Origin of the sequence: Pseudomonas lini, assembly GCF_001042905.1 — a bacterium.
Taxonomy (GTDB): domain Bacteria; phylum Pseudomonadota; class Gammaproteobacteria; order Pseudomonadales; family Pseudomonadaceae; genus Aquipseudomonas; species Aquipseudomonas lini.
The window spans coordinates 46,387-60,463 of the sequence record NZ_JYLB01000015.1; the positions used below are offsets into that span (position 1 = coordinate 46,387).

13 protein-coding genes are annotated in these 14,077 nt (G+C 59.4%); 11 read left to right on the forward strand and 2 right to left on the reverse strand.

Translation table 11 applies throughout. The features are described from left to right. Positions 1-25 precede the first annotated feature (25 nt). From TU81_RS28600 to trpE, 8 genes are all read left to right on the forward strand, one after another. Entirely contained in the window at positions 26-1,150 is a 1,125-nt protein-coding gene (locus tag TU81_RS28600) for an ABC transporter ATP-binding protein (protein WP_030130015.1), read from the forward strand. A 48-nt stretch (positions 1,151-1,198) separates the two neighbouring features. Next, positions 1,199-2,242: an ABC transporter substrate-binding protein gene (locus tag TU81_RS28605; RefSeq protein ID WP_038981267.1), complete on the forward strand. Its 1,044-nt coding sequence runs from the start codon at positions 1,199-1,201 to the stop codon at positions 2,240-2,242. Between the two features lie 207 nt (positions 2,243-2,449). Further along, the gene (locus tag TU81_RS28610) at positions 2,450-3,697 is read left to right on the forward strand and encodes an ABC transporter permease (RefSeq protein WP_038981269.1); all 1,248 of its coding nucleotides are present in this window, start codon (positions 2,450-2,452) and stop codon (positions 3,695-3,697) included. Between the two features lie 12 nt (positions 3,698-3,709). After that, positions 3,710-4,534, forward strand: coding sequence for an ABC transporter permease (locus TU81_RS28615; protein WP_048397832.1), 825 nt, complete (start codon positions 3,710-3,712; stop codon positions 4,532-4,534). A gap of 202 nt (positions 4,535-4,736) precedes the next feature. Then, the gene (locus TU81_RS28620; protein WP_038981272.1) at positions 4,737-5,885 is read left to right on the forward strand and encodes an iron-containing alcohol dehydrogenase; all 1,149 of its coding nucleotides are present in this window, start codon (positions 4,737-4,739) and stop codon (positions 5,883-5,885) included. An 86-nt stretch (positions 5,886-5,971) separates the two neighbouring features. Beyond that, positions 5,972-6,646 carry a ribulose-phosphate 3-epimerase gene (gene rpe / locus TU81_RS28625; RefSeq protein WP_007906892.1) on the forward strand — a complete coding sequence of 225 codons (675 nt, stop codon included), beginning with the start codon at positions 5,972-5,974 and terminating at the stop codon, positions 6,644-6,646. After that, positions 6,643-7,461, forward strand: coding sequence for a phosphoglycolate phosphatase (locus TU81_RS28630; RefSeq protein ID WP_038981273.1), 819 nt, complete (start codon positions 6,643-6,645; stop codon positions 7,459-7,461). The genes rpe and TU81_RS28630 overlap by 4 nt, the downstream gene beginning before the upstream one ends. 70 nt (positions 7,462-7,531) lie before the next feature. Continuing rightward, on the forward strand, positions 7,532-9,013 hold the full coding sequence (trpE, locus tag TU81_RS28635; RefSeq protein WP_048397836.1) for an anthranilate synthase component I: 1,482 nt from the start codon (positions 7,532-7,534) through the stop codon (positions 9,011-9,013). A gap of 172 nt (positions 9,014-9,185) precedes the next feature. Here the strand turns inward: trpE and estP are convergent, their stop codons facing one another. Both estP and TU81_RS30385 read right to left on the reverse strand, forming a co-directional pair. Further along, positions 9,186-11,093, reverse strand: a complete 1,908-nt coding sequence (estP, locus tag TU81_RS28640) for an esterase EstP (protein WP_048397837.1) — start codon at positions 11,091-11,093, stop codon at positions 9,186-9,188. After that, positions 11,090-11,452 (reverse strand): hypothetical protein, encoded by a 363-nt coding sequence (locus TU81_RS30385; RefSeq protein ID WP_156320540.1) that lies wholly within the window; start codon positions 11,450-11,452, stop codon positions 11,090-11,092. The genes estP and TU81_RS30385 overlap by 4 nt, the downstream gene beginning before the upstream one ends. A gap of 47 nt (positions 11,453-11,499) precedes the next feature. Here TU81_RS30385 and TU81_RS28645 point away from each other — a divergent pair, with 47 nt between their 5' ends. From TU81_RS28645 to trpC, 3 genes are read left to right on the forward strand one after another with little or no spacing between them, the layout of a single operon-like run. Then, a complete protein-coding gene (locus tag TU81_RS28645) occupies positions 11,500-12,093 on the forward strand; it encodes an aminodeoxychorismate/anthranilate synthase component II (protein WP_038981279.1) in 594 nt (197 codons plus the stop codon). Positions 12,094-12,102: 9 nt separating this feature from the next. Then, positions 12,103-13,152, forward strand: a complete 1,050-nt coding sequence (gene trpD, locus TU81_RS28650) for an anthranilate phosphoribosyltransferase (RefSeq protein ID WP_007906883.1) — start codon at positions 12,103-12,105, stop codon at positions 13,150-13,152. Next, on the forward strand, positions 13,149-13,985 hold the full coding sequence (trpC, locus tag TU81_RS28655) for an indole-3-glycerol phosphate synthase TrpC (RefSeq protein WP_038981281.1): 837 nt from the start codon (positions 13,149-13,151) through the stop codon (positions 13,983-13,985). Before trpD ends, trpC begins: the two co-directional genes overlap by 4 nt. The last annotated feature ends 92 nt before the right edge of the window (positions 13,986-14,077 follow it).

A 14,077-nucleotide genomic window follows, 5' to 3' on the forward strand; every position in this document is an offset into this window, starting at 1 on the left:
AGTCATCAATAACAAAGGTGTGGGTATGAGCCAGGTTGATTCAAGCGCAGGGGCCAGCGATATTCTGGTCAGCTTTCGTGGAGTGCAAAAGAGCTACGACGGCGAGAACCTGATCGTCAAAGACCTCAACCTGGATATTCGCAAAGGCGAATTCCTCACCTTGCTCGGGCCGTCCGGCTCCGGCAAGACCACCAGTCTGATGATGCTCGCCGGTTTCGAAACACCGACCGCCGGGGAGATTCAACTGGCCGGGCGTTCCATCAACAACGTGCCGCCGCATAAACGCGACATCGGCATGGTGTTCCAGAACTACGCGTTGTTCCCGCACATGACGGTCGCCGAGAACCTGGCGTTCCCGCTGACCGTGCGCGGCTTGAACAAAAGCGACGTCAGTGACCGGGTCAAGCGTGTTTTGAGCATGGTTCAGCTCGACACCTTCGCCCAGCGTTATCCGGCGCAACTGTCCGGCGGTCAGCAGCAGCGTGTGGCCCTGGCTCGCGCCCTGGTGTTCGAACCGCAACTGGTGCTGATGGACGAACCTCTCGGCGCACTGGACAAACAACTGCGCGAACACATGCAGATGGAAATCAAACACCTGCACCAGCGCCTCGGTGTGACCGTGGTCTACGTGACCCACGACCAGGGCGAAGCCCTGACCATGTCCGACCGTGTAGCGGTGTTCCACCAGGGCGAGATTCAGCAGATCGCGCCACCGCGCTCCCTCTATGAAGAACCGAAAAACACCTTCGTCGCCAACTTCATCGGCGAGAACAACCGTCTCAATGGCCGCTTGCACAGCCACACCGGCGACCGCTGCGTGGTTGAGCTCGGTCGCGGCGAAAAGGTTGAAGCCCTGGCGGTCAATGTTGGCAAGACCGGCGAGCCCGTCACGTTGTCGATTCGCCCGGAGCGCGTGAGCCTCAATGGTTCGAGCGAGTCCTGCGTCAACCGCTTCTCAGGGAGGGTGGCGGAATTCATCTATCTGGGCGACCACGTCCGGGTTCGCCTGGAAGTCTGCGGCAAGACCGACTTCTTTGTGAAACAACCGATTGCCGAGCTCGATCCCGCGCTCGCTGTCGGCGATGTGGTACCGCTTGGCTGGCAGGTCGAACACGTTCGCGCGCTCGACCCACTTTTAGAGGCGCATTGATCGCCCCCCTGCTTCACCAACACTAACCCTGCAGTTGGAGAACAATAAATGTTGAGATCCCTGAAGTTCACAGCCCTGACACTGGGCCTGATGGGTGCGGCACACGCAATGGCCGCCGGCCCTGATCTGACCGTGGTGTCCTTTGGCGGGGCGAACAAGGCCGCGCAGGTCAAGGCCTTCTACGCACCGTGGGAAGCGGCGGGCAACGGCAAAATCATCGCTGGCGAATACAACGGTGAGATGGCCAAGGTCAAAGCCATGGTCGACACCAAGAGCGTGTCCTGGGACCTGGTGGAAGTTGAATCGCCAGAACTGTCCCGTGGTTGCGACGAGGACATGTTCGAGCAGCTTGATCCGAAGTTGTTCGGCAAGACCGAAGACTACGTCAAAGGTGCTATCCAGCCGTGCGGCGTGGGCTTCTTCGTGTGGTCGACCGTGTTGGCTTACAACGCCGACAAACTGGCTTCCGCACCGACCAGTTGGGTGGATTTCTGGGACACCAAGAAATTCCCGGGCAAGCGCGGCTTGCGTAAAGGCGCCAAGTACACCCTGGAATTCGCACTGATGGCTGACGGCGTTGCGCCGAAAGACGTCTACAAAGTACTGGCTGGCAAGGATGGTCAGGACCGTGCGTTCAAGAAACTTGATGAGCTCAAGCCAAGCATTCAGTGGTGGGAAGCCGGTGCACAACCGCCGCAATACCTCGCCTCCGGTGACGTGGTCATGAGCTCGGCCTACAACGGCCGGATCGCGGCGGTACAGAAAGAAAGCAACCTGAAGGTGGTGTGGAACGGCGGTATCTACGACTTCGACGCATGGGCGATTCCAAAAGGCCTGGATAAAACCCGTGCTGAAGCGGCGAAGAAATTCATCGCGTTCTCGGTGGCTCCGCAGCAGCAGAAGACCTACTCGGAAAACATCGCCTACGGTCCGGCCAACACCCAAGCCGTGCCTTTGCTGTCCAAGGATGTCCTGAAAGACATGCCGACCACCCCGGAAAACATCGCCAACCAGGTGCAGATCGACGTCAGTTTCTGGGCTGACAACGGCGAGCAACTGGAGCAGCGCTTCAATTCCTGGGCTGCAAAATAAGACCACCCCGTGGGCTTATCCACTCTTGTAGGAGCGAGGCTTGCCCGCGAAGACGTCAGCACATTCAACATCAATGTTGACTGACACGCAGCTTTCGCGGGCAAGCCTCGCTCCTACAGGGGTGATGTGTAGCTAACAAGAACAGAGGTGGCATCCCGGATGTGGAATGCCACCCTCTGTAACGATCAAAGATTTCCGGAGTACGCCATGGCCACCGCCATTCCCCTGAACGCGGGCACTGACCCCACCTTGAAGCAGCGGCTCAAGCACGCCGAGCGGATCAACCGCTGGAAAGCACAAGCCTTGATCGCGCCGTTGGTGCTGTTTCTGTTGCTGGTGTTCCTGGTGCCGATCGTGGCGCTGCTCTACAAAAGCGTCGGTAACCCGGAGGTGGTCGGCGCCATGCCGCGCACCGTGGCCGCCATCGCCAGTTGGGATGGCCGAGGCCTGCCGGCAGAGCCTGTGTACAAGGCCGCCAGCGAAGACCTCGCCGAAGCCCGCAAGAATCAGACCTTGGGCGACTTGTCCAAGCGCTTGAACATGGAGTTGGCCGGCTACCGCAGCCTGCTGACCAAAACCGCACGCGCCTTGCCGTTCGCCACGGAGCCGGCTTCTTATAAGGAAGCATTGGAAGGCCTCGACGAGCGCTGGGGCGATCCGGCCTATTGGCAGGTTGTGCGCCGCAACACCAGTAATGTGACACCTTATTACTTGCTGGCCGCCGTCGATCATCGTATCGACGACCTCGGCGAAGTGGCCCCGGCCACCCCCGACCAGGCGATCTACCTCGACATCTTTGCCCGGACCTTCTGGATGGGCCTGATCATCACCGTGATCTGCCTGGTGCTGGCCTATCCGTTGGCCTACCTGCTGGCGAACTTGCCATCGCGGCAAAGCAACCTGCTGATGATTCTGGTGCTGTTGCCGTTCTGGACCTCGATTCTGGTGCGGGTCGCTGCGTGGATCGTGTTGCTGCAATCGGGCGGCTTGATCAACAGCGGCCTGATGGCCATGGGCATTATCGATAAGCCGTTGGAGCTGGTGTTCAATCGCACCGGGGTCTACATCTCGATGGTGCACATCCTGCTGCCGTTCATGATTTTGCCGATCTACAGCGTGATGAAAGGCATCTCACCGACGTACATGCGTGCAGCGATTTCCCTCGGCTGCCACCCGTTCGCCAGTTTCTGGCGGGTGTATTTCCCGCAGACCTATGCCGGTGTCGGTGCCGGTTGCCTGTTGGTGTTCATCCTCGCCATCGGCTACTACATCACCCCGGCGTTGCTGGGCAGCCCGAACGATCAGATGGTCAGTTATTTCGTCGCCTTCTACACCAACACCAGCATCAACTGGGGCATGGCGACCGCACTCGGTGGGCTGTTGCTGCTGGCGACCGTGGTGCTTTATCTGATTTACAGCTGGCTGGTGGGCGCCAGTCGCCTGCGCCTGAGCTAAGGGGAGAATGAAATGCTGAGTCCTTATATGTCGCCCATCGAACGGGTGTGGTTCTACGGTTTGCGGATTCTCTGTGGCTTGATTTTGTTGTTCCTGATCCTGCCGGTGCTGGTGATCATTCCGCTGTCGTTCAACTCGGGGAGTTTTCTGGTCTATCCGCTGCAAGGCTTCTCGCTGCACTGGTACCAGGACTTCTTTGCTTCGGCGGAATGGATGCGTTCGTTGAAGAACAGCATGATCGTGGCCCCGGCAGCGACGGTACTGGCGATGATCTTCGGCACGCTGGCGGCAATCGGCCTGACCCGGGGTGACTTTCCCGGCAAGGCGCTGGTGATGGCGCTGGTAGTTTCGCCGATGGTGGTGCCGGTGGTGATCATTGGTGTGGCGAGCTATCTGTTCTTTGCGCCGCTGGGGTTGGGCAACAGCTTTTTCTCACTGATCGTGGTGCATGCGGTGTTGGGCGTGCCGTTTGTGATCATTACGGTGTCGGCGACGTTGCAGGGGTTTAACCAGAACCTGGTGCGGGCCGCTGCAAGCCTTGGGGCTTCGCCGCTGACCGCGTTTCGTCGGGTGACCTTGCCGTTGATTGCGCCGGGCGTGATTTCCGGTGCGCTGTTTGCCTTTGCCACTTCGTTCGATGAAGTGGTGGTGACGTTGTTCCTCGCCGGTCCCGAACAAGCGACCTTGCCTCGGCAGATGTTCAGCGGTATCCGCGAAAACCTCAGCCCGACGATCGCCGCTGCCGCGACGCTGTTGATTGCGTTCTCGGTGATCCTGTTGCTGACGCTGGAATGGCTGCGCGGGCGCAGCGAAAAACTGCGCACCGCCCAGGTCTGACGCGGTCCCCTGCAGGAGCTGCCGAAGGTTGCGATCTTTTGACTTTGATTTTTAAGATCAAAAGATCGCAGCCTTCGGCAGCTCCTACAGTTGTTTTGTGTGGTTTTCGGGATTTACATTCATTCACCAATTCAATAGCAGACAAACCCCAATCCCCAGCTACTATTGTGCCCAGCTCCCCTATCTATAAGAGGCTGCGCACATGAGTCTTTCCTCTTTCAAAATCGCTCACAAACTGATCACCGGCGCAGGTGCCATCGAGCAACTGGCGGCTGAGCTCACACGCCTGGATGTCGACAACCCGCTGATCGTTACCGACGCCGCACTGCTCAAGTCGGGCACGGTGGAGCTGGCGCTGGCGCAGCTGGGCGAGCGCAGTTACGAGATTTTCGACCGGGTGTTGCCGGACCCGGAAATCGCCATCGTCGAAGATTGCATGCGGGTTTACCGTGAAGGCGGGCATGACGGGTTGATCGGCCTCGGTGGCGGCAGTGCCATCGACATCGCCAAGAGTGTTGCAGCCTATGCCGGTTACCACGGCGCCCTGGAGGATTTGTTCGGCGTCGATCAGGTGCCGCGCAAAGGCCCGCCGCTGATCGCCATCCCGACCACCGCCGGCACCGGTTCGGAAGTGACCAACGTGGCCATCCTCTCCGACAAGGTCGCGCAGCTGAAGAAGGGCATTATCAGTGATTACCTGTTGCCGGACGTGGCACTGGTCAGCCCACAAATGACCCTGACCTGCCCGCGCAGTGTCACCGCTGCCAGTGGCGTCGATGCGCTGGTGCATGCCATCGAGTCGTACCTGTCGCTCAATGCCTCGCCAATCACTGATGCCCTGGCCATTGGCGCGATCAAGCTGATTACCCAGGCGCTGCCCAAGGCCTACGCCAATCCATCCCATCTGCAAGCCCGCGAAGACATGGCCACCGCCAGCCTGATGGCCGGCATGGCATTCGGCAATGCCGGGGTCGGCGCGGTGCATGCGTTGGCGTATCCGCTGGGTGGGCGTTTCAACATTGCCCATGGCGTCAGCAATGCCTTGTTGCTGCCGTATGTCATGACCTGGAACAAGATGGCTTGCGTGGAACGCATGCAGGATATTGCCGAGGCCATGGGGGTGAAGACCGCTCATCTGAGCGCCAACGAAGCGGCGGACAAAGCCGTGGAGGCGATGACCGAGCTGTGCGCAGCGGTGGAAATCCCGTTGGGCCTGCGCAGTTTCGGGGTGCCCGAGGACGCGATCCCGGCCATGGCCGTGGAAGCCGCCGGCATCGAGCGCCTGATGCGCAACAATCCGCGCAAGTTGAGTGCTGTCGATATCGAGAAGATCTACCGAGCGGCCTATTAGTACCCAATCATCGCAGCACGGTGCGCGCGTCAAAGCATGAGGTATACAATGCGCGCCATCGTGATTCTGCTCAAAAAAGGTGCGTCATGCAGCCCTTCGTCATTGCTCCGTCGATTCTCTCCGCCGACTTCGCCCGCCTGGGTGAGGAAGTGGACAACGTCCTGGCCGCCGGCGCCGACTTCGTGCACTTCGATGTCATGGACAATCACTACGTACCCAACCTGACCATCGGCCCGATGGTGTGTGCCGCGCTGCGCAAGTACGGCGTGACCGCGCCGATCGACGCGCACCTGATGGTCAGCCCGGTGGACCGCATCGTCGGTGACTTCATCGAGGCCGGTGCGACCTACATTACTTTTCACCCGGAAGCCACGCAGCACGTCGACCGTTCCCTGCAATTGATCCGCGAAGGCGGCTGCAAGGCGGGCCTGGTGTTCAACCCGGCGACCCCGCTGGACGTGCTCAAGTACGTGATGGACAAGGTCGACATGATCCTCTTGATGAGCGTCAACCCGGGCTTTGGCGGGCAGAAGTTCATCCCCGGCACTCTCGACAAGCTGCGTGAAGCGCGGGCACTGATCGATGCCTCCGGTCGTGACATTCGCCTGGAGATCGACGGTGGGGTGAACGTGAACAACATTCGCGAAATCGCTGCGGCTGGCGCCGACACTTTCGTCGCCGGTTCGGCGATCTTCAATGCGCCGAACTACCAGGAAGTGATTGAAAAAATGCGCTCCGAACTGGCGCTGGCTCGCCCATGAGTGGTTTTGAGCAGCTGTTCCCCGGGCGTCTGCCGCGGCTGGTGATGTTCGATCTGGATGGCACGCTGGTCGATTCGGTCCCTGATCTCGCGGCGGCCGTGGATAACATGCTGCTCAAACTCGGGCGTCAACCTGCCGGTATCGAACCGGTGCGCGAGTGGGTTGGCAACGGCGTACACATGCTGGTACGCCGGGCCTTGGCCAACCACATCGACGCCGAGGGTGTCGATGAGGTCGAGGCCGAGCATGCCCTGGAATTGTTCAACGGCTTTTATGAGGACGGTCACGATCTGACGGTGGTTTACCCCGGCGTGCGTGACACCCTCAAGTGGCTGAATAAACAAGGCATCGAAATGGCGCTGATCACCAACAAGCCGGAGCGCTTCGTCGCGCCGCTGCTGGATCAGATGAAGATCGGCCGTTACTTCAAATGGATCATCGGTGGCGATACGCTGCCGAATAAGAAACCTGACCCGGCCGCGCTGTTTTTCGTGATGAAAATGGCCAACATTCCGGCGTCGCAATCGTTGTTCGTCGGCGACTCGCGCAGCGATGTGCTGGCGGCGAAAGCGGCGGGGGTCAAATGCGTGGCCCTCAGTTACGGCTATAACCATGGTCGACCGATTGCCGAAGAATTGCCGGCGCTGGTGATCGATGATCTGCGCAAACTAATTCCCGGTTGCCTGGATCCGGCCGCTGAGATAACGTTGCCCGACGCTGTTCAATCCCCTCCTGGAAACGCCATCGTGGTGGTCACTCGCAAACTCTGGATGAAAGTCATCAAGGCCCTGGCCCGCTGGCGTTGGCGCGCCTGACTTGTTCCTGGCCGGCGTACCGGCGCGTTTGCACACCTGACCGTTAGACCCTCAAGCCACGAGGCACCTCATGATCCGCGAAGAATTCCTGCGTTTGGCCGCTGCCGGCTACAACCGCATCCCGCTTGCCTGCGAAACCCTGGCCGACTTCGACACGCCATTGTCGATCTACCTGAAACTGGCCGACGAGCCGAACTCCTACCTGCTGGAGTCGGTGCAGGGCGGCGAGAAATGGGGCCGTTATTCGATCATTGGCCTGCCGTGCCGCACCGTGCTGCGGGTTCATGATCACCACGTCAGCGTGACCCACGACGGCGTCGAGATCGAAAGCCACGACGTTGAAGACCCATTGGCCTTCGTCGAAGCCTTCAAGGCGCGCTACAACGTGCCGACCATCACCGGTCTGCCGCGCTTCAATGGCGGTCTGGTGGGCTACTTCGGTTATGACTGCGTGCGCTATGTGGAGAAGCGTCTGGGCAAATGCCCGAACCCGGATCCATTGGGCGTGCCAGACATTTTGCTGATGGTCTCCGATGCAGTGGTGGTGTTCGACAACCTCGCGGGCAAAATGCACGCGATCGTCCTGGCCGATCCGGCGCAGGAAGATGCCTTCGAGCAAGGTCAGGCGCGCCTGCAAGCACTGCTGGAACAACTTCGTCAGCCGATCACTCCGCGCCGTGGCCTGGACTTCAGCAAACAGCAATCGGCTGATCCGGTGTTCCGTTCGAGCTTCACCCAGAACGATTACGAAAAAGCCGTCGACACCATCAAGGAATACATCCTGGCTGGTGACTGCATGCAGGTTGTGCCGTCCCAACGCATGTCGATCGACTTCAAGGCTGCGCCAATCGACCTGTACCGGGCGTTGCGCTGCTTCAACCCGACGCCTTACATGTACTTCTTCAATTTCGGCGACTTCCACGTCGTCGGCAGTTCGCCGGAAGTACTGGTGCGGGTCGAAGACAACCTGATCACCGTGCGCCCGATTGCCGGCACTCGTCCGCGAGGCGCCAACGAAGAGGCTGACGTAGCGCTGGAAAAAGACCTGCTGTCGGACGACAAGGAAATCGCCGAGCACTTGATGCTGATCGATCTGGGCCGCAATGACACCGGTCGCGTTTCGGAAATCGGTTCGGTGAAACTCACCGAGAAGATGGTGATCGAGCGTTACTCCAACGTGATGCACATCGTGTCCAACGTTACTGGCCAGTTGAAGGCCGGGCTGACGGCGATGGACGCACTGCGGGCGATCCTGCCGGCCGGCACCTTGTCTGGCGCGCCGAAGATTCGTGCGATGGAAATCATCGACGAGCTGGAGCCGGTCAAGCGTGGCGTCTACGGCGGCGCGGTCGGTTACTTCGCCTGGAACGGCAACATGGACACGGCGATTGCGATTCGCACCGCAGTGATCAAGAACGGCGAACTGCACGTGCAGGCGGGTGGCGGCATCGTCGCCGACTCGGTGCCAGCGCTGGAATGGGAAGAAACCCTGAACAAGCGCCGCGCCATGTTCCGCGCGGTGGCCCTGGCCGAACAAACCCCGGACACCTGAGTTCACCGATAACCCTGTGGGAGCGGGCTTGCCCGCGATGGGGCCAGTACATTCAACATTGATGTTGTCTGTCAGTCCGCTATCGCGGGCAAGCCCGCTCCCACATGGATAGTGCTCATTTCAAAAAAAACGCGGCACCTGTAAGACGGCCGCGTTTTTTATTGCCTACGATTTAGAAGTCCAGCGCAACCCCAACGGTCAAACCTTGCTGGGTAAAGTCATCATCCTTGCGCAAGGTATAGCCGCCACGCAGCGCCAGGTCTGCGGTCAATTTGTGGCTGACCCCCAGGCTTAAGCGGTTGAGATGGCTTTGCGGTGTGTAGCCCTGGAGATTGAAGTCGAGGGACGGCAGGCTGTTGAGGGCGATATTTACCTTCTGAACGTCATCTTCGTATTCACGCTCGTGGGCGTATTCACCAAACACCTGGGTCTGACGGGTGAAGTTGTATTTGCCTTGCAAGCCGACACCCAGGCGTTTCGAGTCTCGGGTCTGATCATCAAAAGTCAGTGCCGTGGAGCGGTTGCTGTTTTCCGAGTAGCCGTCGACTTCCACTTTGGCGTAATCGGCGCTGATGAACGGTGACAGGTGCCATTCGCTGCCCGGTTGGGCAATGTCATAGCCAAGGCGAGTGCTGAAGGCCCAGAGATGGCCATCGGTATCACCCTTTTCCGCGCCTTCGCTGGCACCCAGGTCGAATTTGCGTTCGAGATTGTCGTAATCCAGCTTGCCACCGGTCAACGCGGCATCGGCCCACCAGCGATTCTGTTGGAACTGGGCGAAGGCGGTCGCCAGATAGCTATTGAGTTTGTAGTCCGAATCGTTAGTACCTGCTTCCAGGTCCTGACGATAGAAGCCTGCTGCCACACCGACGCGCCAGGCGTCATTGAGCCGATAGCTGCCGCCGATATTCAGGTTGTAGCCGGTGCCATCAGCGCTGGCGCTGCTGCTTTGGCTATCAACATCCAGATGCTGACCACCACCGGCAACAATCGCGCGCCATTGGCCGACGGCTTGCCAGTTCTCCCAATCCGATTGCCACTGGCTACGCAGTTCGTCCTGGTGCGCGCGTAAGGTGGCGTGGGCCATTTCCGGCAGCAGTGTCAGTTCCCACGGCGCAGCCAGTAGGGAGTAGGCGTAGTCGGAAATCAGTTTTTGCCCGGCTTCAGTCGGATGGACTCCATCGTTGTAAATCAGCTTGCTGGGATCCGGCGTGGCACTGTTAATGCCATACGTAGGGTTTTCGGTGCAGCTGTTACCGCTGAAACAGCTCGCCGTCAGGTTCTGGCCTGTAGCAAAACCGAATCGCGCCGGGTCGGCGAAGGTTTCCTGCAGCAGCAACGGAATGTTCAATGGGATGATTTCGGCATCGATCCCTGCCAGTCGAGTGACCAGTTGCCGGTTGAAGGCGGAGCTCAGTAGTGAGGTGGGTGTCTGCTGGGGCGTGCCATTGATGGCGGGCGTCAAACCCAGGTCGGGCAGCAGCCATACCACGATGTACCGGGCGCCGGCGGCCTGCAAAACCTGGACGCTGTCGGCGAGGCGATCCGCAGCGGCATTCGCCTGAGCGCCACTTTGTACACGTCCCTGAAGAAAATCGTTACCACCCCCGGAAATGTAATACAGCGCATTCGGATCGGCGCTGAAGTTGTTTGTCGGCAGATAGCCCGAACGCGTGCGTTCACCCGTGGCGGATACACTGGTGATCGAGGTGAGGATCTGGTCGGTGCGGTAACCTCCAACGGCCCAGTTATTGCCATCCGGCAGGCCCTGGTTCGCACGCGCTGCCGAGGTTGAAGCGGCCGTCTGGTCCGGCGAAAACCCGAGCCTTTCACCCAGCAGTTGGGTCGAGTTGGCGGAATAGACTTCGCCGCTGCCGTTCTGGTAAACCGGTCCTGTCCGGTTGGTGAAGCGCAGGGTCGAACCGGGAGGGCCGCCCGTGTCGGTAAACTGCCCGGCATCGTTGAGACTATCGCCGAAGACGATGAAATTCGAATAAGGGTTGGGCGCCGCAATCGCCTGGGTGCAGGCCATGGCGAGCAAGCAGCCGGCAAGCGGTACAGCCAACGTCTGTCTGATCATGAGCAAGTCCGTTTGTTATTGTTGTAATGAGCAAAACGATAGTGCCAAAAACTATAGAGCCTGTTGCCGTTCGGCGCGAACCCGTCGATTGTTTTACGCGCTTCGATCGGCCCATATTGCACGCTCTGCCCAGCTAAGTTACTGTGCCAAGACGTATAAATGAGACCTTCCCCGTGTTGATCGTCAGCAAACTTCTGGATCAAGTCATCAAGGCACACGCCCGTTGGCGTTGGCGCGCCTGAATCCTTCTGCCGGCCCGGCCGGATCTTTACCGCTTTGCCTTCTTTACCCGCAAGACAAACCGCTTTACAGCGCGACTCCAGCGACTGACAAAGTGCAGGGCGCTGCGGGTAAATCATTCGAAGGCTGTATTCAAAGTCAGTAAATTCAAGAGGTTCTTAACGCCATGTTGCTGATGATCGATAACTACGACTCTTTTACTTACAACGTTGTGCAATACCTTGGCGAGCTGGGCTCCGAGGTCAAAGTCGTGCGCAACGATGAACTCACCATTGCCGAAATCGAAGCTCTCAAGCCTGAGCGCATTGTCGTGTCGCCCGGTCCGTGCACCCCGACCGAAGCCGGTATTTCCATCGAAGCGATCAAGCATTTCGCCGGCAAGCTGCCGATTCTCGGTGTTTGCCTGGGTCACCAGTCCATTGGCCAAGCCTTTGGTGGCGATGTGGTCCGTGCCCGTCAGGTCATGCACGGCAAAACCAGCCCGGTATTCCACGAGGACAAGGGCGTATTCGAAGGCCTGAATCGCCCGCTGACGGTCACCCGCTATCACTCGCTGATCGTCAAGCGCGAAACCCTGCCCGATTGCCTGGAATTGACCGCCTGGACCCAGCTTGAAGACGGCTCGGTCGACGAGATCATGGGGCTGCGTCACAAGACGCTGAACATCGAGGGTGTGCAATTTCACCCTGAGTCTATCCTCACTGAACAGGGCCACGAGCTGTTCGCCAACTTCCTCAAACAAACCGGCGGCATGCGCTAAGGACTTTCCATGGATATCAAGACAGCCCTGAGCCGTATCGTCGGCCATCTCGACCTCAGTACCGATGAGATGCGCGATGTCATGCGCGAAATCATGACCGGGCAATGCACGGATGCGCAGATCGGCGCGTTCATGATGGCCATGCGCATGAAGAGCGAAAGCATCGATGAGATCGTCGGCGCCGTGACGGCGATGCGCGAGTTGGCGGACAAGGTTGAACTCAACACCCTCGACGGCGTGGTCGATGTGGTCGGTACCGGTGGCGACGGTGCGAACATTTTCAACGTCTCCACCGCTTCCTCGTTCGTGGTCGCCGCGGCCGGTTGCACCGTGGCCAAGCACGGTAACCGTGCGGTGTCGGGCAAAAGCGGCAGCGCCGACTTGCTGGAAGCCGCGGGTATCTACCTGAACCTGACGCCGGTTCAGGTGGCGCGCTGCATCGACAACGTTGGCATCGGTTTCATGTTTGCCCAGACCCACCATAGCGCCATGAAGCACGCCGCCGGCCCGCGCCGCGAGCTGGGCTTGCGCACGCTGTTCAACATGCTCGGCCCGCTTACGAATCCGGCCGGTGTGAAACATCAGGTGGTGGGTGTGTTCAGTCAGGCGTTGTGCCGGCCATTGGCCGAAGTTTTGCAGCGTCTGGGCAGCAAACACGTGCTGGTGGTGCACTCTAAAGATGGCCTGGACGAGTTCAGTCTGGCGGCACCGACCTTTGTGGCGGAATTGAAGAATGACCAGATCACCGAGTATTGGGTCGAACCCGAAGACTTGGGGATGAAGAGCCAGAGCCTGCACGGTCTGGCGGTGGAAAGCCCGGCGGCCTCCCTTGAGCTGATTCGCGATGCCTTGGGCAAGCGCAAGACCGAGAACGGTCAGAAAGCAGCCGAGATGATTGTGCTTAATGCCGGTGCCGCGCTGTACGCCGCCGACCATGCCAGCAGTTTGAAAGAAGGCGTTGCCCTGGCGCACGATGCGCTGCACACAGGCCTCGCTCGGGAGAAACTTGAGGAATTGGGTGCATTTACCGCGGTATTCAAAGTGGAGAATGAGGGATGAGTTTACCGACGGTTCTGGAAAATATTCTGGCCCGCAAAGTTCAGGAAGTCGCCGAGCGTAGCGCTCGTGTGAGTCTGGCGGAGCTGGAAAATCTGGCCAAGGCGGCCGATGCCCCCCGTGGTTTTGCCAAGGCATTGATCGATCAGGCCAAGACAAAACAGCCGGCGGTCATTGCTGAAATCAAGAAGGCTTCGCCAAGCAAAGGCGTGATTCGCGAGAACTTCGTTCCCGCCGACATCGCCAGAAGTTACGAAAAGGGCGGGGCCACTTGCCTGTCGGTGCTCACCGACATCGATTACTTCCAGGGTGCCGATGCGTATCTGCAACAGGCCCGGGCGGCGTGCAAGCTGCCGGTGATCCGCAAGGACTTCATGATCGATCCTTACCAGATCGTCGAGTCTCGTGCTTTGGGCGCTGACTGCGTGCTGTTGATCGTCTCCGCACTGGACGACGTGAAAATGGCCGAGCTGGCGGCCGTGGCCAAAAGTGTCGGTCTTGATGTGCTGGTGGAAGTCCACGATGGCGACGAGCTGGAGCGGGCCTTGAAAACCCTCGACACGCCGCTGGTGGGCGTGAACAACCGCAACCTGCACACCTTTGACGTCAATCTGGAAACCACCCTCGACCTGTTGCCGCGTATTCCGCGCGATCGTCTGGTGATTACTGAAAGTGGCATTCTGAACCGGGCCGATGTCGAGTTGATGGAAATCAGCGACGTGTACGCGTTCCTGGTCGGCGAAGCGTTCATGCGCGCCGAAAGCCCGGGTAGCGAACTGCAGCGCCTGTTCTTTCCCGAGCGTGGTATTCCAGTGAGCGGTTCGACGCTCGACTGATTGAAAATCGGGGCGCTCCCTTCGCGAGCAAGCCCGCTCCCACATTAGCCCGCGTTCAGCCAGACAACGCGGGTCAACTGTGGGAGCGGGCT

Bases quoted from the DNA above. Each gene is read 5' to 3' on its own strand.
- TU81_RS28600 (WP_030130015.1), top strand. From the start codon at position 26: ATGAGCCAGGTTGATTCAAGCGCAGGGGCCAGCGATATTCTGGTCAGC.
- TU81_RS28605 (WP_038981267.1), top strand. From the start codon at position 1,199: ATGTTGAGATCCCTGAAGTTCACAGCCCTGACACTGGGCCTGATGGGT.
- TU81_RS28610 (WP_038981269.1), top strand. From the start codon at position 2,450: ATGGCCACCGCCATTCCCCTGAACGCGGGCACTGACCCCACCTTGAAG.
- TU81_RS28615 (WP_048397832.1), top strand. From the start codon at position 3,710: ATGCTGAGTCCTTATATGTCGCCCATCGAACGGGTGTGGTTCTACGGT.
- TU81_RS28620 (WP_038981272.1), top strand. From the start codon at position 4,737: ATGAGTCTTTCCTCTTTCAAAATCGCTCACAAACTGATCACCGGCGCA.
- rpe (WP_007906892.1), top strand. From the start codon at position 5,972: ATGCAGCCCTTCGTCATTGCTCCGTCGATTCTCTCCGCCGACTTCGCC.
- TU81_RS28630 (WP_038981273.1), top strand. From the start codon at position 6,643: ATGAGTGGTTTTGAGCAGCTGTTCCCCGGGCGTCTGCCGCGGCTGGTG.
- trpE (WP_048397836.1), top strand. From the start codon at position 7,532: ATGATCCGCGAAGAATTCCTGCGTTTGGCCGCTGCCGGCTACAACCGC.
- estP (WP_048397837.1), bottom strand. From the start codon at position 11,093: ATGATCAGACAGACGTTGGCTGTACCGCTTGCCGGCTGCTTGCTCGCC.
- TU81_RS30385 (WP_156320540.1), bottom strand. From the start codon at position 11,452: ATGATTTACCCGCAGCGCCCTGCACTTTGTCAGTCGCTGGAGTCGCGC.
- TU81_RS28645 (WP_038981279.1), top strand. From the start codon at position 11,500: ATGTTGCTGATGATCGATAACTACGACTCTTTTACTTACAACGTTGTG.
- trpD (WP_007906883.1), top strand. From the start codon at position 12,103: ATGGATATCAAGACAGCCCTGAGCCGTATCGTCGGCCATCTCGACCTC.
- trpC (WP_038981281.1), top strand. From the start codon at position 13,149: ATGAGTTTACCGACGGTTCTGGAAAATATTCTGGCCCGCAAAGTTCAG.